A 21,609-nucleotide genomic window follows, 5' to 3' on the forward strand; every position below is an offset into this window, starting at 1 on the left:
TTCTCGCGCACGGGCACGCCTTCTGGCGAAGTCACCAAGTCACCAGTCGAGTTCCCAAGCCACGCGAACACGCGCCTGCGCCAGCTCAACTTCCAGCACCACAGCGGCGACAAAGGGCAGCAGTCGCTCGGCGTCCTGGCCATCGCCGACGCGCAAAACCGCGCTGGCCGGCGTTTCGATCAGACCGAGAATCCTGCCCAGCGACTGGCCATGCGTATTGACGACCTCAAGGCCGATCAGATCGGCCCAGTAGTATTCGTCAGCTGCGGTCGGCGGCAAGGCCTGGTGCGGAACACCAACCAGCAACCCGGCGGCCGCCTCGGCAGCAGACCGATCGGCAACACACTCGAGCTGCGCCAGCAGCATGTCGTTACGCAGATCGCACTTGATCAGCCGCGTCGGACGCCACAATTCGGCCGCTTCACCCTCGCGGCCCAGCCACCATTGCGGCAGTCGCGCCCAAGCCAGCGGATCATCGGCAAACGGATACACGCGCACCACGCCCTGCAAGCCGTGCGGACCAGCGATCTTGCCGAGGACAACGATTTCGCCGCTGACCTGGCCACCTTCGCAGCCTTCACCATCAGCCGGCGGAACGTCGAGTCCCGCGCCAGCGCCAGTCCCTGCAGACAGCGAACCGGCAGGCAAAGCTCAGGCTGCTAGCTTGGCGGCCGACTGCTTGACCAGGCGGGCACAGGTCATCGACAGTTGTGCTCCCTGCCCCTGCCAGTAGCTGATGCGGTCGGTGGCGATGCGCAGGCTCTCTTCCTTCTCCGAGGCCAGCGGATTGTAGAAGCCGACGCGCTCGATAAAGCGACCATCGCGGCGTTGGCGTGAATCAGCAACCACCATATTGTAGAAGGGGCGCTTCTTGGAGCCCCCACGAGCGAGACGAATGACAACCATGATCAGCTCTTCCGAAATCAGAAAAAGAGGCGGATTATAGCAAAAAAGCGCCCTTTCAACATGATCTTGCTGCACCCTGACTCGACGTCCGCTGGCGAGCGCGGGAGGACAGGAACGCACACGCTTGCCGCTGGCCAGCAGTTGAAACTTGCAGGTTATAATCAAAAGGGCGAAGGTCGACAGCCAAGATGTTGATTCTGTAATTTCTGGTCGACCGAGCCGTAGTTGCCCATGCGCCGAAAGAGACCAGCTACCAGTCCAACCGACGGCGTGACGACGCAAACTTGTTTGGCAGGTGGCCAGATGACCAACACCGCTTTCGATGAGCAGGATGCGGCGGGAGCCGTGACTGCACACTCCGGCATACGCACCATTCTGCAATGGCTTACGTCGCCGATGGCACCCCACCCGGCGGAGGAGCTCCCCGCACTGCGTGCGCAGGTCAAAGCCTGGCACGAGGTTGGCGGTTCGTCAAAAGAGCGCGCCCTGGCTCTGAACGGCTTGTACGAGCGCAGCTCCAGCGTTGTAGCGGCACTGCTTCCGGAACTGACCGAGCTGATGTTGCCGATCCCACGCAAATCACGGCGCCTGGTGCGCAGCGTCCTCGATCTGCTGCAAATGCTTGCTGATGACACGCTGGAGATGGTTGAAGGGGTCGCGTCCCAAGACACCAGCGACCGTTATCAAGCACCCGATCTCGCGCTGTGGCGTAGCCTGCATGCCCTCGCACAGCAACTCATGATCGCTCATCTGATCGCCTCTCCGGCCCCGACTGGCGCCTGGCAGCAACTGCATCAGACCTATGCCATGGCGAGATCCCGGCATCTTGAAGCGACTGCCCCACGCGGGCAGTCACGGAAACTTCAGCACATCTACCACGCAGCGATTCTGCTCGGCTGCGCCCAGCCGGCGTCATTGACTGCACGTGAGGTGGTCTTCCTGGCCGCTTACTTCGAGCGCTTTGCCGGCCAGATCGAGACCATTTCAGCAGAAACCGCTGCAACCGCGGCCCCGGCAACCTTCTGGGTCGATCCAACACGCGACGCACCTGCCCTGCCCTTTTCGCGCAAGCTGGCGCCGTCGACTGCGCCACTCGAGTACTTTTCCTGCGCCGGCCTGGGCCTTCTGCTGAAGACGCAGATCGCCCAGCTCAACGCCGGCACGCCAGCCGAAGAGATCGGCTTGCCCGAGCTGGCCAGCACGCCCGCCGGCGTCGGCGTCCTGCGCCGCCTGGCGGGACGCTGGAATGACTTCGGCAAGCGCCGCTTTCATCGCCGCAGACAGAACTATCGAACGGTCCTGGGTAGCGGACTCGATGGACTCTGGCAACTTTGCAAGCAGGACGACACGGCCACGGTCGAGCTTTCCCGCTGGATGATCACCAACGAAAGTCCGGACGGCTATGCCATCATGCATGTCTCCGGGAAGATTGGCACCCTTTCGGTCGGCAATGTCGCCGCAGTGCGCACGGGTGACGAGAAAGACTGGCAGATCTGCATAGTGCGTTGGGCGGTCTCGGAGAACCCTGAACATCTTGAGCTTGGCCTGCAAATCCTTTCGCCAAAGGCTGTCCCGGCGACTCTCGCCCGGCCTGCGGACGGCGAAGGAACGGAGTATCTGCGAGTTCTGGTACTGCCAGAAATTCCCTCGCAGCGCAGCAGCCAACTGCTGGTCGTGGCGTCGGGCGCACTCACCCAGAACAACGAGAAACTGCTGCTGGTTATCGAAGGCGAGAACCTGGCGGTTCGTGAAGTACAGAGCATCGGCATTGACGAGCAAACCGGCAGCGTTGACATCCTGACGATACAAGCTGACCCGAAGCACTTCTAGCAGCCCACGACCGGTGCTGCCGAAAACGCACGGCCACTCAGCTGGCGCTCGTCTTTGCCGGCGGAAAAGAGCCATCGGGCGCAGTTTCCCTGATAATGGCGCGATGTCAGAAATACTCGTTCTCTACTATAGCCACCGAGGGTCGGTACGGGCCCTCGCCCAGCAAATCGCGCGCGGTATCGAGTCAAGGGACGGCGTAACAGCACGTCTGCGGACGGTTCCCAAGGTGTCGCCCGTTTGCGTGGCAAGCGCCCCGGAAATTCCAGCCGGCGGCGCCCCTTACGTCGAAGCGACCGACCTTGACGAATGCATCGGCCTGGCACTCGGCAGCCCGACACGTTTCGGCAATATGGCGGCGCCGATGAAATACTTCTGGGATAGCACCGCCGCGCAATGGTCGTCCGCAACCCTGGTCGGTAAGCCTGCCTGCGTCTTCACATCGACGGCCAGCGCTCATGGCGGACAGGAGAGCACCCTGTTGTCGATGATGCTGCCGCTGCTGCACCACGGCATGCTGCTGATCGGCTTGCCCTATAGCGAAGCCGCCTTGTCCAGCACTCGCAGCGGTGGCACACCGTACGGTGCCAGCCATCTCGCAGGTACCGCCGGCACACCGACGCTTAGCGAAGAAGAGCGCCAACTCGCTTTCGCGCAAGGGCGAAGGCTCGCCGCCATTGCCATGAAGCTCAGCTGCTGATGATCCGCGCCCTCTACCTGACGGCATGCAGCAGCCTGATTGCGCTGATTTTCCTGTGCCTCGCCTGGGAGTTACGTCTGGCACCGGTCCTGCCTGGCGGCTCGTGGCTGGCGCTGAAGTGCCTGCCGCTGCTGGCGCCCTTGTTCGGCATCCTCAACGGCCGCCGCTACTCGTACCAGTGGGCGAGCATGCTGATTCTGCTCTACTTTACCGAGGGCATCGTGCGCGCCACCACCGAGACGGGGACAGGACAGGCGCTGGCCATTGCCGAAACCATCCTCGCGTTGACCTTCTTCTGCGCCAGCGTCGCCTACGCCAGGCTCACTCGCCCATCAGCGCATCAATCAGACGCGTCGGCGCGTCCGTAGCCTTTGCTCTCTCCGTCAAGTCGCGGCGGAGATCAAACGTCCGCCTGCGGGTCGACGCGATCGGGAATCTGCAGCTTGTTCAAAGCGTTGAGATACGCTTTCGCTGACGCAATGACGATATCGGTATCCGCACCATTGCCGTTCACGATACGACTGCCTTTCCCGAGGCGCACGGTCACTTCGCCCTGCGCGTCAGTGCCGGTGGTGATCGCATTGACAGAGTAAAGCAACAACTGTGCGCCGCTGCTGGCAACCGACTCGATCGCCTTGAAAGTCGCGTCGACCGGCCCGCTACCGATCCCCGCCGCTTTTTTTCTCCGCGCCATCGACGCTCAGCGTCACATTCGCAGCCGGCGTTTCACCAGTTTCCGAGCAGACGCGCGAATAAACCAGCTTGTAGTACTCGCCCTCCTGCGTGAGTTCCTCGTCGGACACCAGTGCCTGCAGGTCTTCGTCAAAAATCTCGTGCTTCTTGTCCGCCAGTTCCTTGAAACGGGCGAACGCGGCATTCAGCGCCTCTTCGCTATCGAACACGATAGCCAGAGCCGCCAAACGCGACTTGAAGGCGTTGCGTCCCGAGTGCTTGCCCAGGACCAACTTGTTCTGTGCCCAACCAACGTCCTCGGCGCGCATGATCTCGTAGGTTTCACGGTGTTTGAGGACGCCGTCCTGATGAATCCCGGACTCGTGCGCAAAGGCGTTGGCCCCAACGACAGCCTTGTTGGGCTGCACCGGATAGCCGGTGATCTGCGACACCAGCTTGGACGCCGGGACAATCTGGGTGGTGTCGATACGCGTCTGCACGGGGAAAAGGTCGCTGCGCGTTCTGACCGCCATCACCACCTCTTCGAGCGAGGCATTACCGGCACGTTCGCCAAGGCCGTTGATCGTGCATTCGACCTGGCGGGCGCCAGCGAGTACCGCCGACAGCGAATTGGCCACCGCCATTCCCAGGTCGTTGTGGCAGTGCGTAGACCACACCACCTGCTCGGCACCTGGCACCCGTTTGATCAGCGTACGCATCAGTTCGCCCCACACCGACGGAACGCTGTAGCCAACCGTATCGGGAACGTTGATCGTCCGCGCGCCGGCTTTGATCACTTCCTCGAAAACCCGGCACAGGAAGTCAACATCGGAGCGCACCGCGTCTTCCGCCGAAAACTCGACGTCATCGGTATATTCACGCGCCCAATGCACCGCGCGCACAGCCGACTCGACCACCTGGTCGGGCGTCATGCGCAGCTTCTTCTCCATATGGATCGGGCTGGTCGCGATGAACGTATGAATACGGCCGCTCACCGCCGGCTTGATGGCTTCGCCCGCGCGACGAATGTCGTTCTCGTTGGAACGTGCCAGGGAGCACACCGTGGACTCCCTGATGATCGTAGCAATCGACTTGATGGCGTCGAAGTCGCCGGGCGAGGCGGCGGCAAACCCCGCCTCGATCACATCGACCTGCATGCGCTCGAGCTGCCGTGCCACGCGCAGCTTTTCTTCCTTGGTCATCGACGCGCCCGGGCTCTGTTCGCCGTCGCGCAAGGTGGTATCGAAAATTACCAGGTGATCTTTCATGTCCCGACTCCGAAGGTGAGGATGTCAATGCACGCTGTGGGTGCCCTACGTTAATGTGAAAGTCGCGCAAGCGACTCACGAAACTCCCTTCTCCCTTGCGGGAGAAGGGGCAGGGGAAGAGGGAAACGGTCATGACTTTCATGATTTGGGGTGTCTCCACGTGTCATGACCGTTAACGTAAAAGTAGCGTACGCGACTTTTTACGTTAAGCGATTGGTGGCGGCGGCGGTGATGATGCCTTGTGCCGAAATCGGCGGCTTAGCGCGAGGACATAACCGGAGAGGGCATAGGCCACGAAAAAGGCCAAACAGGGCGACCGGCGTGTCGTAGGACACAAAGGCGAAGCCAAGGGCAATGGCGACGATGAAAATGAAGGGCACGCTGCGCCTCAGATTGACGTCTTTGAAGCTGTAAAACTGGACGTTGGTGACCATCGAGATACCGGCAAAAATAACCAGCGAGCAGGCGCCCCAGCGCACGTCAGCTGCGGCAACATCCTTGTCGATCATCACCCACAGGAAAGCCGTCACCAGTGCCGCAGCCGCCGGACTCGGCAGGCCCTGGAAGTAACGCTTGTCAATGACTTCCAGCGTGGTATTGAAGCGCGCCAGGCGCAGGGCCGCACCGGCACAATAGATGAAGGCTGCAATCCAGCCGAGTCGCCCAAGGTCTTTAAGTGCCCAGGCGTAGCTGACCAGAGCCGGCGCGACGCCAAAGGAAACCATATCCGACAGCGAATCGTACTCGGCACCGAAAGCGCTCTGGGTACGCGTCATTCGCGCCACTCGCCCATCGAGGCCGTCGAGGACCATGGCCACGAAGATCGCCACGGCCGCCGCCTCGAAGCCGCCCTTCATCGCCTGGACAATGGCAAAGAAGCCGCAAAACAGCGCCGCGGTGGTAAACAGGTTCGGCAACAGGTAGATCCCTCGGCGCCGCAACTCCGGGTTGAAGAGGGTCTTGCGAGGTTTTATTTCTGGCATTGCGCTGTTGTCGTTTGGCCGCGGACTCAGGCCGGTTCAGAGCGAAGGAAAGCCGGGAAAGCAGCTACCCCGACTGAAATCCGATACAGAGAGGGACAAGTCATGAGTGAATCAAAGTCTCGGTCTTCTTGCCCGTCGGTCGAGCGACCGTGGTCACCCCACCGCCAGGCAAGTGACTGGTGGCTGGTGGCTGCGCCGATCAGTTTTTGCTCTGATCAACCAGCCTGTTTTTCTTGATCCACGGCATCATGTCGCGCAGTTTGGCGCCGACAATCTCGACCTCGTGTTCAGCCATCAGGCGACGACGTGCGGTCATCTCGGGGTAGTTGGTACGCCCCTCGAGAATGAACATCTTCGCGTAGTCGCCGTTCTGGATTCGCTTCAGCGCCGCACGCATGGCGACCCGGGACTGCTCGTTGATGACCTCTGGCCCGGTCACGTATTCGCCATACTCGGCGTTGTTCGAGATCGAGTAATTCATGTTGGCGATACCGCCTTCGTACATCAGGTCGACGATCAGCTTGAGTTCGTGGAGACACTCGAAGTAGGCCATCTCGGGCGCGTATCCGCCCTCGACCAGGGTCTCGAAACCCATCTTCACCAGTTCGACAGCGCCACCGCAGAGAACCGCCTGCTCGCCGAAAAGATCGGTCTCGGTCTCTTCACGGAAGTTGGTTTCAATCACCCCGCCCTTGGTGCCGCCGTTGGCAGCGGCATAGGAAAGGGCAATGTCTCGGGCTTTTCCAGAATGATCCTGATGGACAGCGATCAGCGACGGTACGCCGCCACCCTTGAGATACTCGGAACGTACCGTATGCCCGGGACCCTTCGGCGCAACCATGATCACGTCGACATCGTCACGCGCGACAACCTGGTTGTAATGGACGTTGAAGCCGTGCGCAAAAGCTAGCGCCGCGCCCTTTTTCATGTTCGGCGCGACGTCGGTGTTGTAGACCTGCGGAATGGTCTCGTCGGGCAGCAGCATCATCACCACGTCGGCATCCTTGACGGCCTCGGCAACCTCGGCGACGTACAGGCCGGCCTGCTCGGCCTTGCTCCAAGAAACGCCATCCTTGCGCAAACCAACCGTCACCTTGACACCGGAATCACTGAGGTTTTGCGCGTGCGCGTGGCCCTGCGAGCCGTAACCAACGATGGTCACTTTCTTGCCCTTGATCAAGGAAAGATCGGCGTCCTTGTCGTAGAAAACTTTCATTGAATTTCCTTTTTTACTGGTCGGTCTGATTAGATTTTTAGGATGCGCTCGCCGCGGCCGATGCCGCACACGCCGGTACGAACGGTTTCGAGAATCAGTCCGGCGTCGATGGCCTGGATGAAGGAGTCGAGTTTTGCGCCGCTGGCGGTCAGTTCGATGACGTAGGTCGATTCGGTGACGTCGATGATGTGGCCACGAAAGATGTCGGCCAGACGCTTCAGCTCCTCGCGGTCCTTACCGGTGGCGCGAACCTTGAGCAGCATCAGTTCGCGCTCGATGTGTGCCGCCTCGGAGAGATCGACGACCTTGATCACGTCGATAAGTTTGTTCAACTGCTTGGTGATCTGCTCGACCACGGCGTCGGTCCCCGACGTGACGATGGTCAGGCGGGAAAGCGAGACGTCCTCGGTCGGAGCCACGGTGAGGGTCTCGATGTTGTAGCCGCGCGCCGAGAACAGACCGGCCACCCGCGACAGAGCTCCCGCCTCGTTCTCCAGCAGGATTGAAATAATGTGTCGCATCTTGTCTTTCCCTTACAGATCTTCGGTCAGAAGCATGTCCGCCAGGCCTTTGCCAGCCGCCACCATCGGGAAAACGTTCGCCTTCTGATCGGTGATGAAATCGATGAATACCAGGTCGTCCTTGTGCTCGATGAATGCCTTCTTCAGCGCGCCTTCGACGTCTTCGGGCCGTTCGACGCGAATGCCGACGTGGCCATAAGCCTCGGCGAGTTTGACGAAGTCGGGCAGCGAGTCCATGTAGGACTCTGAATAACGACTGCCATAGAACATTTCCTGCCACTGGCGAACCATGCCCAGATAGCGATTGTTGAGGTTGATGATCTTGATCGGCAAACGGAACTGCTTGGCGGTCGACAACTCCTGGATGCACATCTGGATCGAGCCTTCGCCGGTGACGCAGGCAATCGGCGTTCCCGGGTTGGCCAGCGCCGCGCCCATGGCGTACGGCAGACCGACACCCATCGTCCCGAGGCCACCGGAGTTGAGCCAGCGGCGCGGTTGATCGAACTTGTAGTACTGTGCAGCCCACATCTGATGCTGACCAACGTCGGAGGTGATGATGGCCTTGCCTTCAGTCACTTCATAGAGCTTTTCGATGACGTACTGCGGCATGATGATGCTCTTCTTCTTGCGGTATTTCATGCACTGCTTGGCACGCCACTCCTCGATCTGCTTCCACCAGCCGGCCAGCACCTCGGCGTCCGGGGCGGCATTGCCGGCATCAAGCAGCTTGAGCAATTCGTCGAGGACGTCCGGGACGTTGCCAACGATCGGCACATCAACCTTGACGCGCTTGGAAATCGACGACGGATCAATGTCGATGTGGATGATCTTGCGCGGAATGGACGAAAAGTTCTCTGGATTGCCAATTACCCGGTCGTCGAAACGCGCGCCGATAGCCAGCAGGACGTCACAGTTCTGCATCGCCAGGTTGGCTTCAACGGTACCGTGCATACCCGGCATGCCGAGAAACTGCTGGTCGCTTGCCGGATACGCACCGAGACCCATCAAGGTATTGGTAATCGGAAAGCCCAGCCGGCGCACCAGCTTGGTCAACTGTTCGGCACCGTTGGACAGAATGACCCCGCCACCGGTATAAACCATCGGCCGCTTGGCCTCGAGCAAGAGGTGTAACGCCTTCTTGATCTGTCCCAGATGCCCCTTGACGACGGGGTTGTAAGAGCGCAGCTGAATCGTTTCCGGATACTCGAACTTGCACTTGGCGGCGGTGATGTCCTTGGGGATGTCGATGACCACCGGACCGGGACGACCGCTGTTGGCGATGAAGAAGGCCTTCTTTATCGTCACTGCCAGATCGTGCACGTCCTTGACCAGGAAGTTGTGCTTCACACAGGGCCGCGTAATGCCGACGGTATCGCATTCCTGAAAGGCATCCTGACCGATGTACTCGGTCGGCACCTGCCCGGAGATGACCACCAGGGGAATCGAGTCCATGTAGGCCGTCGCGATGCCGGTCACGGCATTGGTCGCACCAGGGCCCGAAGTCACCAATGCCACGCCGACCTTGTGGGTCGAACGCGCCAACCCATCGGCAGCATGCACGGCCGCCTGCTCGTGGCGAACAAGAATGTGCTTGACCTGATCCTGCTTGAACAGCGCGTCGTACAAATGAAGGACAGCCCCGCCAGGGTAGCCAAACACGTAGTCGACCTTTTCTTCCTGCAGGCACCTGATTACAATTTCCGCACCGGTCATCATTGTCATTACCGTCGCCCCAGCAAGCAAATTGCTCGAAAAAAGTCTGCAACGTTAAAGCTTAGACGGAGTTTGGTCAAGGCATTCACCAAACGATCATGGCCTGTCGAGGCCCCCTGGTGATGAATGCCATGACCGCGCCCTCCCTTAGGAGGGCATTCCGGCTGGCACGCCGGAATTGTTCGACGGGCAGGGAGCATGCCCCCTGAATTCCTCGTCTAACTCCCCGACACTTCTCGCGCCGAGGAAAGAAGGGAGATTCGTGAGTCGCGGACGCGACTTTCACGGTAAACTGGCGCCTGGGAAAGAAGGCTTCCCGCCCTACAACCGCAAGGATTTCCGCCCTGGCCAGCCAACGCGAACTGTCAGACTTTCTTACGGCAGTCGAACGCCGCGCTTTCAAGCAAGCGATGTTCGCAGTGCGCAACGAAGAGTCCGCGCTCGACATCGTCCAGGATGCGATGATGAAGCTCGCCGAGAAATACGGAGACCGTCCACCCACAGAGCTGCCGATGCTCTTCCAGCGCATTCTGCAAAACACGATTCGCGACTACTATCGGCGCAGCAAGGTACGCTCGCTATGGACGACCCTGCTCTCCGCGTTTTCGCCGAACGACGACGAGGATCACGACCCCCTCGAAACCATCAGCAGCGAATCTGACGCCAATGGCCCGAAGACGCCACACGGCCAGTTCGAACAGGCACAGGTGATGGGGATGATCGAGAAAGAGATAGAATCTCTGCCTGGGCGTCAACGGGAAGCGTTTCTTCTGCGTTACTGGGAGGATATGGACGTTGCCGAAACGGCATCGATCATGGGCTGCTCGGAAGGGAGCGTCAAGACACACTGCTCACGTGCCAATCACGCTCTTGCGGCTGCACTGAAAGCAAAAGGAATTACCCTATGAACGAAATGCATTTTGTCTTCAAGGTCAGGCAGTACCTGAACAGGGAACTGCATGAACTACCACCGTCAACGCACTCGCGTCTGCAAGCGGCGCGCGCGCGCGCGCTGGCTCGTCAAAAAGTAGCCGCCCACCAGTCGATACTGGCGACGGCGGGGAGCTTCGTTCAAGAGCACACTGAAGGCCTGCGCTTGCGGCAGATTCTCGTGGCACTGGCCCTGGTTGTCGGCGTCACTTCCTACGCTTACTGGCAGGCCGACCGAAGCATCGCCGAACTCGAGGTCATTGATAGTGCCCTGCTCGCCGACGACTTGCCGATCGCGGCCTTCACCGACCGGGGCTTTGATGCATGGCTGCAAAGCTCCGCGTCGCACTGATTCTCAGCAGCTTCGTAGCCGTCACGAGCTGGGCCGATGTGCTCAGCCCGTCGGCCATTGCCACGCCGGCGCAGCCGCAGTGGAGCGAGCTCACGGTGGAGCAGAAAACCATCCTCGCACCGCTCAGTTACGACTGGGACGGAATGGACTATGCGCGCCAGAAGAAATGGCTGGGCATCACGCGACGTTTCTACAGGATGACCGCTGACGAGCAGCGCAGAGTCCAGGTTCAGATGCAGGACTGGGGAAAGCTGACGCCCCAGCAACGACGACTCGCACGCGAGAATTTCATCACCGCCAACAAGCTCCCGATCGAAAAGAAACAGGAACTCAGACTGAAGTGGCAGGAGTACTCCAGTCTGCCGGACGAAGAAAAAGAAAGGCTCAAACAGCAAGCGGCCAACCGGGCGGCACTGAGCACACCCGGACAGCCAGGCAGTAGCGGCGCAGCGGCCAGCCTGATCTCCCCGCCCGCATCCGGAATTTTGCCGCTCGGCAGCCATCATCCTGCGCCTGCCCCCAGCAGCAAAGCTGCTGCGCCGGCAACTGCAGCGGATAACAGGGATTGACGCCGACCGCGGCTCCCGTCAGGCGACCGAGCATCACGCGCCGCCTGGCCAGCATGCTGTACGAGTGCTTGTTGTTGTTCGGCATTCTTGCTGCACTGCTGGTCTTGCCACATTTCCTGCTCGGTGCGCTGGCGCATCGCCTGGTGACGCCGATCATCGTGCAGGCGCATGCCTTTATCGTGCTGCTGGTCTATTGCCTCTGGTTCTGGAGCAACGGGCGGCAAACGCTGGCCATGAAGACCTGGCGCATCCGCCTGCTCACCCGTGACGGACAACCGGTCCGGCCGGCGCAGGCGCTACTGCGCTATCTCCTGTGCTGGCCGAGCATCATCCTGGGTGGTGTTGGCATCCTCTGGGCGCTGGTGGACCGCGAACGCTTGTTTCTGCATGACCGCCTCGCCGGCACGCAACTCGTACTGAGTGGAGAATTGGCGAAGCGGCTACCGAGCGGCTAGGAAAACGCTCCAAGAACTGGCGTAGACCTGGGCGCTGACCACCGCCTCGATGGTTTTCCCAGCCTGGTCAAGCGGACTTGCGCACAATGCTGATCAAGGCATGACGCCGCCAATCAGCGTCGCTCGACCCACCAGATCATGGTGATCGCTGCCAGCAGGAAAAGCGCCGACGGCGTGACCGCGCTGAGTACCGGCGACCAACTGTTGATCGCCCCAAGGTTGGCAAACAGGCCGTTGAGCATGTGGAACAAGATGCCGATCATTACCCCGGAGAAGACCTTCAGGCCTACGGCGTCGGAGCGGTAGTGCGCACCTCCGAACGGCAGCGCCAGAGCGACCATCACAAATGCCGCCAGTGGGTAGACCACTTTTTTCCAGAAGGCAATGTCATAACGGTTGGTCGTCTGGCGATTGTCCGCCAAATGCTTGGTATACGTGGCCAAATGTTGCAGCGACATGCGATCCGGAGAAACCATCAGCACCGCCAGGATGTCCGGGTTCAGCGCCGACGGCCAGACCAACTCGGGTAGCTTCTGAACATCGGCCCGCTCGGCGTTCAGGACCGTCTGCAGCACATCGCTCAAGCGCCAACGATCAGGCGCGACGTACTCGCCCTCACTGGCCTCGATAAGCGAGTGTAACTTTGCGTCCTCGTCAAACTCGTAAATACGGATCCCCCGCAAGCGCGTATCCGGCAACACCACGCGCACGTTGATGAAACTGGGCTCGTCCTTGACCCACAATCCTGAACGCAAGTCCTGCCCGATCATTCGCCCCCTGGCTTTCAAGCGCAATTGATTGGCCTCTCTTTCGGCGGTCGGCACCACGTACTCGCCGATCAGGAAAGTGGCGACGGCAAACAGGCCCGCGACCAGAAACAGCGCCCGCAACAAGGCTCCCGAAGACAGGCCGGAAACCCGCAGCACGGTGATCTCGGAATGACGAGCCAGCGACGACAATGCGTAGAGCGTCCCGATCAGGACGGCAATCGGCATCAACTCGTAGACACGCCCTGGCAGCCGCAGCAGAACGAAAGCAAATGCATGGCGGAGTTGGTAGCCTCCCCGCCCAATATCCTGGACCTCGCCAAGCAGGTCAAAGAAGGCAAACAATGCCAAGAACGCCAGTAACACCAGGAAAATGGCGCCAGACACCTCGCGCATCAGGTAGCGACGATAGATCTTCATCGCCCGAGACGCATGAAAGATGAGACCGCGATACGGTGATAGAAGAGGAACGGCAAGAGAAACAGCATCATCAGATGGACCACCAGCACGCCGACGGCAAAAGACACCTGGTCATTGGCCACCCAGCCCTGGCTGATGCTCAGCAGATTGTTGTAGATCACATAAACCAGAATGGCCAGGAGCATGTTGGCCGAACGCCCCGCACGCGGATTGACGAAGGACAATGGAATTGCCAGCAGAGCCAGCACTGCCGCCGAGAGCGGCATACCGACACGCCATAGCAACTCCGCCCGATAGCGAGGCAAGTTGAGCGCCAACAGCTCCAGCGTAGGCATGCTCTTTGGCGTCTGCTTTATGCCATCCGCCTCTCTGGTCTCCAAACGAACGGCATAGCGCGCATATTCCAGAATTCGAAAACCCACCACGCCGGGCTCAAGCTCGTAACGACGCCCATTCTCCAGGACGATGAAGCGATCGCCGTTGGCTGCTGTCTCCTGGTGACCGGTTCTGGCCATCGTTACCCGCAGGCGCTCGGGCTCAGTTTCGCTGACAAACACGTTGCGAACGTGGCTCGTATCCTCGGCCACGGCCTCGACAAAGACCACCCGGTCCCCCGCCGACGACTCCTGGAAGGTGCCCGGCGAGATCTGCCCGGCATCCTTACGGTTGCTCAACTTGCCCCGGTATTCGGCGCTTTGCGACAAGGCCCAGGGTGAGAGAAGCAGCGACAGCGCACCGATGGTGAACACCAGGGGCAGGGCGAAGGTAAGTACCGGGCGTACCCAGGCTCTCAGCGACAGCCCGGCAGAGAACCAGACCACCATCTCTGAGTCACGATAGCTACGGGAAATGGACAGCAGAATGGCCACGAACAAGGACAGCGACAAGAGTGGCGGGAGATAATTGAGCGAAGCGAAACCAAGCAGGGCGACCACGGCACCCGGGTCGACGTCGCCCTGTGCCGCCTCGTTCAGCAAGCGAATCAGCTGCGTGGTCACCATGATCGCAAAAAGCGCAATGAAGACACCGGCCGTCGAGTGGGCGAACTCACGTCGGACAGCGCGCTGAAAGATCATTTTTTTGACTTTGGTGAAAAACTGCAGTGATAATCGGCGTTTTCAACGAAACACGCGGGTCCTCGGGAGGGCGAGTGGAATTTAGCATAAAAAGCGGTAACCCGGAGAAGCAGCGCAGCGCCTGCGTGGTAGTCGGCGTTTTCGAACCTCGCAAGCTGACGCTGGCCGCCGAGCTCATCGACAACGCAGCGCGCAGTCACCTTTCGGACATCATTCGCCGCGGCGACATGGAGGGCAAGGCGGGCACAACCTTGCTGCTGCACAACGTTCCCGGGACGCTCTGCGACCGCGTGCTGCTGGTCGGCCTCGGCAAGGAAAAGGAGTTTGGCGATCGGGAATACTGCGACGCGATTCGCAGCGCAGTGAGAACCCTCAACGAAACCGGCTCCTTCGACGGCACGCTCTTCCTGACCGAAACCAGCGTCCGCAAACGCAGCGCTGCCTGGCGCGTACGCCAGGCAGCGCTTGTCGCCGAGCAGACCGTCTATCGCTTTGACCAGTTCAAGAGCAAGAAGGACAAAGTGCGTCGCCCGCTGCGCAAACTGACCTTCATAGTCGATCGCCGCAACGAACTGGCCACCGCAGAAGAAGCGCTGTGCGAGGGACAAGCCATCGCCGAAGGCATGTCGCTGGCCAAGGATCTGGCCAACCTGCCCGGTAATGTATGCACCCCTAGCTATCTCGCGGAAATCGCGCAACAGCTGGCTGACAAGCACAAAATCGAGTGCCAGATTCTCGAACGCGAAGAGATGGCTGCGCTGGGCATGCACGCACTACTCTCGGTAGCGAAGAGCTCACACCAGGCGCCGAAGCTCATCATCCTGCAGTACAAGGGTGGCAAGAGCGACGAGAAGCCGGTGGTACTGGTCGGCAAGGGCGTCACCTTCGATAGCGGCGGCATCTCGCTCAAGCCCGCGGCCGACATGGACGAGATGAAATACGATATGTGCGGCGCTGCCAGCGTACTCGGCACGATCAAAGCCGCGGCTCTGATGAAACTACCGCTCAACCTGACGGTGATCGTGCCGAGCACGGAAAACATGCCTGGCGGCGGCGCCAGCCGACCGGGCGACATCGTCACCTCGATGTCCGGACAAACCATCGAAATTCTCAACACCGACGCTGAAGGGCGGCTGCTTCTCTGTGATGCGCTGACCTACGCCGCGCGCTTCGAACCGGATACAGTGATCGATGTTGCCACCCTCACCGGCGCCTGCGTCGTCGCGCTCGGTCACGTCGCCACCGGCCTGTTCGCCAACAACGATACACTGGCCCGGGAACTGGAACATGCCGGTGATGAAGCCCATGACCGCGCCTGGCAAATGCCGCTCTGGAACGACTACCAGGAACTGCTCAAGAGTCCCTTCGCCGACATGGCCAACATCGGCGGCCGTTGGGGCGGCAGCATCACCGCCGCCTGTTTTCTGGCCCGTTTCACAAAAAAATACGCCTGGGCGCACCTCGACATCGCCGGCACCGCGTGGACCTCAGGCGCCGACAAAGGAGCCACCGGACGACCGGTGCCGCTACTGATGCACTATTTGCTGAAGCGTGCCGGAAAACTCCAGTGACGCAAGTGTTCTTCTACCACAACGCCGCGAACCGCATCGGCGCGACCGCCGCCCTGATCGGCAAAGCCTGCGCCCAGAAAAAGGCCTTGCTGGTCTATGCGCCAGACGCTGACATCGCTGCCGCGCTCGACCGGCAGTTGTGGGCGCAAGCGCCGACGAGCTTCATCCCGCACGTGGCTGCCGACTCGCCGCTGGCCGAGGAAACGCCGGTGCTGATCGCCAGCAGCCTGGAGTCCGTGCCACACGACGAACGGCTTTTCAACCTCTCCAACGACGTACCGCCAGGCTTTTCGCGCTTTGCGAGCCTGATCGAAATAGTTGGCCAAGGCGAGGAAGAACGTGCCGACGGCCGCCAGCGTGCCCGCTTCTACAAGAATCGTGGCTATGCTGTCAGATATCTCGATTGCTCAGGAAAAAACTGATGGCCAATGACGAAGACCTGCTCAGCCGGGCCAACTCGCTGATCAACGCGGACAACGGGGCGGGGCGCGGCGGACGCCCGAGCAGCCCGCGCCCGATGCGCCGTAGGCGCAGCTTCCTGGCCTCGCCGGATAGCGATCACGCAGACGGCGGTCAGCGCTTACCCTTCGGGAGCAGCGCAGACGACGACCTGCCGCTATTGACCGACGTCGTCGTGACCACGGAACCCGAGCTCGAGCCAAGCGTCGATGATCTCGCTGCGGACCTGCGCCCGACCCTTGCCACCGAGCTTGCGCAACTCATCGACCGCCATCTGACTGCGGCCTTGCCGGCACTGGTCGAGGCTGCAGCAGCCGAGGCTGCCGAGCACTTGCGCCAGGGTATCGAAGCAAGCATCGCCATGGCCGCACGTGACTTCGTCGGCCAGCGCGGGCAACTGCAACTGCCGCTGGACGAGCCAGCCGGCGCCAAAGCGGGCGCAGCCGATCCGGAGTAGCTCGGACAGGGTCCGCATCACGGCCCGGAGCCTCAGCGCGATCCGCTATAATGCGCGCTCCTGAAATCCACCCGCACCCTCCTCCATGGAACTCGCCAAGAGCTTTGAACCGGCTGATATCGAGCGTCGCTGGTACCCCGAATGGGAAGCCAGAGGCTACTTCGGCGCCGGCCTTGATACCGACAAAAAACCCGCAGACGCCTTCTGTATTCTGCTGCCGCCGCCAAACGTCACCGGCACCCTGCACATGGGGCACGGCTTCAACCAGGCGATCATGGACGCGCTCACCCGTTACCATCGCATGCGCGGTGACAACACGCTGTGGCAGCCGGGGACGGATCATGCGGGCATCGCCACCCAGATCGTCGTCGAACGTCAGCTCGACGCACAGGGAATCTCCCGACACGACCTCGGCCGCGAGAAGTTCCTCGAAAAAGTCTGGCAGTGGAAAGAGTTTTCAGGCAACACCATTACCCGGCAGATGCGTCGCCTTGGTACGTCTCCTGACTGGAGCCGCGAACGCTTCACGATGGATGCCGGCCTGTCCACGACGGTCACCGAAACTTTCGTCCGCCTCTACCAGGAAGGCCTGATCTACCGCGGCAAACGCCTGGTCAACTGGGATCCCGTGCTGCAGACCGCGGTCTCCGACCTCGAAGTCGCGCAGGAGGAAGAACAGGGCTATCTCTGGCACATCCGTTATCCGCTGAGCGACGGCAGCGCGACCTTGACCGTGGCCACGACGCGACCGGAAACGATGCTCGGCGATACCGCCCTGATGGTCCATCCGGAAGACGAGCGTTACCGGCACCTGCTCGGCAAGATGGTCAAACTGCCACTTTGCGAGCGCGAGATTCCGATCATTGCCGACGCCTACGTGGATCTCGCGTTTGGCACTGGCTGTGTCAAGGTCACGCCGGCCCACGACTTCAACGACTACGCGGTCGGCCAGCGTCACCAGCTGCCGATCATCCCGATCCTGACGCTCGACGCGCGCATCAACGAGAATGCGCCGGCCTGCTACCAGGGTATGGATCGCTTTGCCGCGCGCCAGCAGATCGTTGCCGACCTCGAAAAGCAGGGCTTCCTCGACAAGATCGAGCCGCATACCCTGAAAGTACCGCGCGGCGACCGCACCGGCGTGGTCATCGAACCGATGCTCACCGACCAATGGTTCGTAGCCATGAGCAAGGCCGGAGCCGACGGCAGCAGCATCGCCGGCAAGGCCCTTGAATGCGTGGCCGCGGGTGAAATCAGGTTCTTCCCGGAAAACTGGGTCAACACCTACAACCAGTGGCTGAACAACATCCAGGACTGGTGCATCTCGCGGCAGTTGTGGTGGGGCCACCAAATCCCCGCCTGGTACGGAGAGGATGGGCGCATCTTCGTTGCCCATGACGAAGGGGAAGCCAGGGCGCAGGCCGACGAACAGGGCTACAGCGGCCCTCTGACGCGCGACCCCGACGTCCTCGACACCTGGTACTCGTCGGCGCTGTGGCCCTTCTCGACGCTTGACTGGACGCCGCAATGGCCAGCCGAGACGAATACCGCGCTCGATCTGTATTTGCCGTCTACGGTGCTGGTCACCGGTTTCGACATCATCTTCTTCTGGGTCGCACGGATGGTGATGATGACCCGCCATATCACCGGAAAAATCCCCTTCAAGCACGTCTACGTGCACGGCCTGATCCGCGATGCCGAAGGCCAGAAGATGAGCAAGTCGAAAGGCAATGTCCTCGACCCCATCGACCTCATTGACGGTATCGATCTCGACACCCTGATTGGCAAGCGCACCAGCGGCTTGATGAACCCCAAGCAGGCGGCGCAGATAGAGAAGCGCACGCGCAAGGAGTTCCCCGACGGCATTCAGGCTTTCGGCACCGACGCCCTGCGTTTCACCTTCCTGTCGCTGGCCAGCCCCGGTCGCGACATCAAGTTCGACCTCAGCCGCTGCGAAGGCTACCGCAATTTCTGCAACAAGCTGTGGAACGCGACACGCTACGTGCTGATGCACACCGCCGAGCATGACCTGGGCCTGGCTGCCTGCACCGCGGAGAGCTGCTCGCCGGCGCTGAGCTTCTCCTTCGCCGACCGCTGGATCGTCAGCAAGCTGCAGCGCACCGAAGCCGAGGTCGCGCAGCACTTTGCCGACTATCGCTTCGACCTCCTGGCGCGCTCGGTGTACGAGTTCGTCTGGGACGAGTTCTGCGACTGGTACGTCGAGCTCTCCAAGGTCCAGTTGCAGCAGGGCAGCGAACAGGAAATCCGCGCCACACGGCGGACCCTGGCACGGGTGCTGGAAACCGTCCTGCGCCTGGCGCATCCGCTGCTGCCCTTCATTACCGAAGAACTCTGGCAGGCCCTGGCGCCGATTGCCGGCCGCAAGACGCACGACTCGGTGATGCTCGCCGCCTATCCGCAGGCACAACCGGAGAAGATCGATCTGGCCAGCGAAGCGAGCGTCCAGCAGTTGAAGGATCTGGCCTACGCCTGCCGCAACCTGCGCGGCGAGATGAATCTCTCGCCAGCGCAAAAAGTGCCGCTGCTCGCCAGTGGCGACAGCGCTGCACTGGCCGCTTTTGCGCCTTACCTGAAGCCGCTCTGCAAACTTTCCGATATGCAGATCGTCGACGACCTGCCCACCGACGCCAGCGCACCGACCGCCATTCTCGGCCAGACCAGGCTCATGCTGCAGGTCGAAATCGACGCCGCCGTCGAAGGCGAGCGACTCGACAAGGAAATCGCCCGCCTCGGCGGCGAGATCAGCAAGGCCAGAGCCAAACTCGCCAACGAAAGCTTCGTCGCGCGCGCACCGGCGGCCGTGGTTGAACAGGAAAAGAAGCGCCTCGACGACTACCTGGCAACGCTGGAGAAACTCACGCCACAACGCGAACGCTTGCGCCGCTAACCCGGTTCATCGTCAAGCACCACCGGCAACAGCCCACGCAAGGCGTTGCCGACGTACAAGGCCGGCGCTGTCAGCAGATCCTCGCGGCGCAACACCTGCTCGACCGCGCGTCCGGACTCGAGCAGCGTGCGCCGCATGACGCCGGGCAGTAGTCCGCAGGCCAGCGGCGGCGTCAGCAGCACGCCGTCGCGCTCGACAAAAACATTGCTGCGCGCACCTTCACACACCTCGCCGCGAGTATTCAGAAAAATGGCGTCGAAGAACACTGGCCGTGCCGCCAGTGCCGCCAGCGTACGGTCGTAGCGGGCGCGCGCCGTGGTCTTGTGACGCAGCAGGTAGTCGTCGACAGGCAGGGCTTCGGCAGCCAGACAGACGCGCCACCGCTTCGCGGTATCTTCGTGCAATGCGGCGACCAGGACACGGCAGCCGCCATCGTGTGCCAGGGTCAGACGAACGCGAAACAAGGCTTGCGGTCGCGCCGCCGCGGCGGCGGCCAGCGCCGCGGAAACCTCCACCAACCGGCAGACAAAACCGAGGCTACGGGCGGACGCCTGCAGGCGCTCGAGATGCAGGTCCAGCAGTGGATACACGCCGCCTTCCAGGCGCAGCGTTTCGACGAGCTCGAAACCCGGATCGAAAGCCGTCAGAAAGCTCGCTTTCAACAGGCATTCCGCGTACTCGCGCGCCGCATCGGCATCGATCACGATACCACTGCCGACACCGAGTCGGGCCTGGCTGTCGGCAGCGACTGCGACGGTACGAATGGCGACATTGAAGCGAGCGTCGCCATTTGGCGCCAGCCAACCCAGGCTGCCGGTGTACAGCCCGCGCGCTGACGCTTCGAGCTCTGCGATGCGCTGCATGGCCCTGATTTTCGGTGCGCCGGTGATCGAACCGCAGGGAAACAGGGCCGCAAAAAGGTCGGCGATGCCGACGCCTGGCAGGTCCGCGGCGACCGTAGACACCATCTGCCACAGGGTCGGGTAGGCCTCCGCTTCACACAAGGCTTCGACTTGCACCTTGCCGGGCTGCGCCAGGCGTCCCAGGTCGTTACGCAGCAGATCGACGATCATGACGTTTTCTGCCCGCTCCTTGGCCGACGCCAGCAGAGCCGCCCGATTCGCCTGATCGTCGAGCGCTGTCCGGCCGCGCGGTGCCGTTCCTTTCATCGGCCGGGTCACGACCCGCTCGCCGACACGCTCGAAAAACAACTCCGGCGAAAAGGAAAGGAGGGTTTCCTCGCCGCAGCCGAGAAAGCCACCGTAGCGAACCGGCTGACGTTCGCGCAAGCGCGCATAGAGCGCCAGCGGGTGTCCGTAAAGCGCGAAAGTCAGCGGAAAAGTGAGGTTGATCTGGTAGCAATCGCCGTCGCCAATCCAGCGCCGAATCTGGCTGACCTGCGCAGCGTACTTTTCGGCATCGACCGCCGCAGACACGTCGGCCACCCCGGCCGTCTGTTGGTACTCGGGCAAGGCCGCCAACTGCTCGGCAAGAAAAACGTCGACCCCCTGCGCATCGAGCAGGCGAGCGTCGGCGAACAGCCAGACCCGCAACACCGGCCGGCCGCAGGGCGCTGGCGGAACCGTCGCCTCGAAGCATGCGCCCAGCGCGTAGTCGGCCGCCAGAGCGACCCACTGACCAAGCGCGAGCGCCGCTTCAATCGCGCCGAACGCGGCCCGAGGATCGGCGCCAGCATCAACAGCGAAGGAGCGCTGCAAACCCGTCAGCAGAACGGCGCTGCCGGCGTCGCCGTCAAACAGCGCGAACGGAGGGCCGGCAAGCATCAGTCAGCGCATCGACCGTGCGTGCAATGCGCGCGCCGCTGAGCCGACTGAA

Annotated in this window: 19 protein-coding genes and 2 pseudogenes; 11 read left to right on the forward strand and 10 right to left on the reverse strand. The window is 61.4% G+C overall.

Going from position 1 to position 21,609, the window contains the following annotated elements; all coding sequences use genetic code 11:
• Positions 1-39 precede the first annotated feature (39 nt).
• Together rimM and rpsP are read right to left on the reverse strand one after the other, a co-directional pair.
• Positions 40-648 carry a ribosome maturation factor RimM gene (rimM, locus tag E4Q23_RS06055; protein ID WP_248595266.1) on the reverse strand — a complete coding sequence of 203 codons (609 nt, stop codon included), beginning with the start codon at positions 646-648 and terminating at the stop codon, positions 40-42.
• Positions 649-651: 3 nt separating this feature from the next.
• Entirely contained in the window at positions 652-906 is a 255-nt protein-coding gene (rpsP, locus tag E4Q23_RS06060; protein WP_169065800.1) for a 30S ribosomal protein S16, read from the reverse strand.
• Between the two features lie 303 nt (positions 907-1,209).
• Between rpsP and E4Q23_RS06065 the strand changes: the two genes are divergently transcribed.
• The 3 genes from E4Q23_RS06065 (at position 1,210) to E4Q23_RS06075 (ending at position 3,801) form a co-directional block, all read left to right on the forward strand.
• Positions 1,210-2,736 (forward strand): hypothetical protein, encoded by a 1,527-nt coding sequence (locus E4Q23_RS06065; protein WP_169065801.1) that lies wholly within the window; start codon positions 1,210-1,212, stop codon positions 2,734-2,736.
• Positions 2,737-2,839: 103 nt separating this feature from the next.
• A complete protein-coding gene (gene wrbA / locus E4Q23_RS06070; protein ID WP_169065802.1) occupies positions 2,840-3,433 on the forward strand; it encodes an NAD(P)H:quinone oxidoreductase in 594 nt (197 codons plus the stop codon).
• A complete protein-coding gene (locus tag E4Q23_RS06075; protein ID WP_169065803.1) occupies positions 3,433-3,801 on the forward strand; it encodes a DUF2069 domain-containing protein in 369 nt (122 codons plus the stop codon). The genes wrbA and E4Q23_RS06075 overlap by 1 nt, the downstream gene beginning before the upstream one ends.
• Before the next feature lie 32 nt (positions 3,802-3,833).
• On the opposite strand, the pseudogene E4Q23_RS06080 reads toward E4Q23_RS06075, so the two are convergent.
• From E4Q23_RS06080 to E4Q23_RS06100, 5 genes and pseudogenes are all read right to left on the reverse strand, one after another.
• A pseudogene (locus E4Q23_RS06080) lies at positions 3,834-5,373 on the reverse strand (2-isopropylmalate synthase).
• Positions 5,374-5,578: 205 nt separating this feature from the next.
• Positions 5,579-6,356 (reverse strand): annotated as a pseudogene (pssA, locus tag E4Q23_RS06085) (CDP-diacylglycerol--serine O-phosphatidyltransferase).
• 199 nt (positions 6,357-6,555) lie between these two features.
• Positions 6,556-7,572: a ketol-acid reductoisomerase gene (gene ilvC, locus E4Q23_RS06090; RefSeq protein WP_169065804.1), complete on the reverse strand. Its 1,017-nt coding sequence runs from the start codon at positions 7,570-7,572 to the stop codon at positions 6,556-6,558.
• Positions 7,573-7,601: 29 nt separating this feature from the next.
• Positions 7,602-8,093: an acetolactate synthase small subunit gene (gene ilvN / locus E4Q23_RS06095; protein ID WP_169065805.1), complete on the reverse strand. Its 492-nt coding sequence runs from the start codon at positions 8,091-8,093 to the stop codon at positions 7,602-7,604.
• A 12-nt stretch (positions 8,094-8,105) separates the two neighbouring features.
• Positions 8,106-9,818, reverse strand: coding sequence for an acetolactate synthase 3 catalytic subunit (locus tag E4Q23_RS06100; protein WP_211203658.1), 1,713 nt, complete (start codon positions 9,816-9,818; stop codon positions 8,106-8,108).
• A 335-nt stretch (positions 9,819-10,153) separates the two neighbouring features.
• On the opposite strand from E4Q23_RS06100, the gene E4Q23_RS06105 reads away from it, so the two are divergent.
• The 4 genes from E4Q23_RS06105 to E4Q23_RS06120 are packed head-to-tail and all read left to right on the forward strand — an operon-like array spanning position 10,154 to position 12,115.
• Positions 10,154-10,717 carry an RNA polymerase sigma factor gene (locus tag E4Q23_RS06105; protein WP_169065880.1) on the forward strand — a complete coding sequence of 188 codons (564 nt, stop codon included), beginning with the start codon at positions 10,154-10,156 and terminating at the stop codon, positions 10,715-10,717.
• Entirely contained in the window at positions 10,714-11,091 is a 378-nt protein-coding gene (locus E4Q23_RS06110) for a DUF3619 family protein (protein ID WP_169065806.1), read from the forward strand. The genes E4Q23_RS06105 and E4Q23_RS06110 overlap by 4 nt, the downstream gene beginning before the upstream one ends.
• The gene (locus E4Q23_RS06115) at positions 11,064-11,660 is read left to right on the forward strand and encodes a DUF3106 domain-containing protein (RefSeq protein ID WP_169065807.1); all 597 of its coding nucleotides are present in this window, start codon (positions 11,064-11,066) and stop codon (positions 11,658-11,660) included. Before E4Q23_RS06110 ends, E4Q23_RS06115 begins: the two co-directional genes overlap by 28 nt.
• The gene (locus tag E4Q23_RS06120) at positions 11,657-12,115 is read left to right on the forward strand and encodes an RDD family protein (protein WP_248595267.1); all 459 of its coding nucleotides are present in this window, start codon (positions 11,657-11,659) and stop codon (positions 12,113-12,115) included. Before E4Q23_RS06115 ends, E4Q23_RS06120 begins: the two co-directional genes overlap by 4 nt.
• A 113-nt stretch (positions 12,116-12,228) precedes the next feature.
• On the opposite strand, the gene lptG is transcribed toward E4Q23_RS06120, so the two are convergent.
• Together lptG and lptF are read right to left on the reverse strand one after the other, a co-directional pair.
• Positions 12,229-13,302, reverse strand: coding sequence for an LPS export ABC transporter permease LptG (gene lptG / locus E4Q23_RS06125; RefSeq protein WP_169065808.1), 1,074 nt, complete (start codon positions 13,300-13,302; stop codon positions 12,229-12,231).
• Entirely contained in the window at positions 13,299-14,378 is a 1,080-nt protein-coding gene (gene lptF / locus E4Q23_RS06130; RefSeq protein ID WP_169065809.1) for an LPS export ABC transporter permease LptF, read from the reverse strand. Before lptF ends, lptG begins: the two co-directional genes overlap by 4 nt.
• Before the next feature lie 74 nt (positions 14,379-14,452).
• On the opposite strand from lptF, the gene E4Q23_RS06135 reads away from it, so the two are divergent.
• The 4 genes from E4Q23_RS06135 (at position 14,453) to E4Q23_RS06150 (ending at position 19,773) form a co-directional block, all read left to right on the forward strand.
• The gene (locus tag E4Q23_RS06135; RefSeq protein ID WP_169065810.1) at positions 14,453-15,949 is read left to right on the forward strand and encodes a leucyl aminopeptidase; all 1,497 of its coding nucleotides are present in this window, start codon (positions 14,453-14,455) and stop codon (positions 15,947-15,949) included.
• Complete coding sequence (locus E4Q23_RS06140; RefSeq protein ID WP_169065811.1) at positions 15,946-16,371, forward strand: DNA polymerase III subunit chi; 426 nt, start codon at positions 15,946-15,948, stop codon at positions 16,369-16,371. Before E4Q23_RS06135 ends, E4Q23_RS06140 begins: the two co-directional genes overlap by 4 nt.
• Complete coding sequence (locus E4Q23_RS06145) at positions 16,371-16,865, forward strand: hypothetical protein (protein WP_169065812.1); 495 nt, start codon at positions 16,371-16,373, stop codon at positions 16,863-16,865. Before E4Q23_RS06140 ends, E4Q23_RS06145 begins: the two co-directional genes overlap by 1 nt.
• Positions 16,866-16,950: 85 nt before the next feature.
• Positions 16,951-19,773, forward strand: coding sequence for a valine--tRNA ligase (locus tag E4Q23_RS06150; protein WP_169065813.1), 2,823 nt, complete (start codon positions 16,951-16,953; stop codon positions 19,771-19,773).
• Here the strand turns inward: E4Q23_RS06150 and pabB are convergent.
• Positions 19,770-21,557 (reverse strand): aminodeoxychorismate synthase component I, encoded by a 1,788-nt coding sequence (gene pabB, locus E4Q23_RS06155; RefSeq protein WP_169065814.1) that lies wholly within the window; start codon positions 21,555-21,557, stop codon positions 19,770-19,772. The genes E4Q23_RS06150 and pabB overlap by 4 nt on opposite strands.
• Positions 21,558-21,609: the final 52 nt, after the last annotated feature.

This window comes from Candidatus Accumulibacter phosphatis, assembly GCF_012939955.1.
Classification (GTDB): domain Bacteria; phylum Pseudomonadota; class Gammaproteobacteria; order Burkholderiales; family Rhodocyclaceae; genus Accumulibacter; species Accumulibacter delftensis.

Coding starts and splice junctions, on each gene's coding strand:
- rpsP (WP_169065800.1), bottom strand. CDS start 906: ATGGTTGTCATTCGTCTCGCTCGTGGGGGCTCCAAGAAGCGCCCCTTC.
- E4Q23_RS06065 (WP_169065801.1), top strand. CDS start 1,210: ATGACCAACACCGCTTTCGATGAGCAGGATGCGGCGGGAGCCGTGACT.
- wrbA (WP_169065802.1), top strand. CDS start 2,840: ATGTCAGAAATACTCGTTCTCTACTATAGCCACCGAGGGTCGGTACGG.
- E4Q23_RS06075 (WP_169065803.1), top strand. CDS start 3,433: ATGATCCGCGCCCTCTACCTGACGGCATGCAGCAGCCTGATTGCGCTG.
- ilvC (WP_169065804.1), bottom strand. CDS start 7,572: ATGAAAGTTTTCTACGACAAGGACGCCGATCTTTCCTTGATCAAGGGC.
- ilvN (WP_169065805.1), bottom strand. CDS start 8,093: ATGCGACACATTATTTCAATCCTGCTGGAGAACGAGGCGGGAGCTCTG.
- E4Q23_RS06100 (WP_211203658.1), bottom strand. CDS start 9,818: ATGACAATGATGACCGGTGCGGAAATTGTAATCAGGTGCCTGCAGGAA.
- E4Q23_RS06110 (WP_169065806.1), top strand. CDS start 10,714: ATGAACGAAATGCATTTTGTCTTCAAGGTCAGGCAGTACCTGAACAGG.
- E4Q23_RS06115 (WP_169065807.1), top strand. CDS start 11,064: ATGGCTGCAAAGCTCCGCGTCGCACTGATTCTCAGCAGCTTCGTAGCC.
- lptG (WP_169065808.1), bottom strand. CDS start 13,302: ATGAAGATCTATCGTCGCTACCTGATGCGCGAGGTGTCTGGCGCCATT.
- lptF (WP_169065809.1), bottom strand. CDS start 14,378: ATGATCTTTCAGCGCGCTGTCCGACGTGAGTTCGCCCACTCGACGGCC.
- E4Q23_RS06145 (WP_169065812.1), top strand. CDS start 16,371: ATGGCCAATGACGAAGACCTGCTCAGCCGGGCCAACTCGCTGATCAAC.
- E4Q23_RS06150 (WP_169065813.1), top strand. CDS start 16,951: ATGGAACTCGCCAAGAGCTTTGAACCGGCTGATATCGAGCGTCGCTGG.
- pabB (WP_169065814.1), bottom strand. CDS start 21,557: ATGCTTGCCGGCCCTCCGTTCGCGCTGTTTGACGGCGACGCCGGCAGC.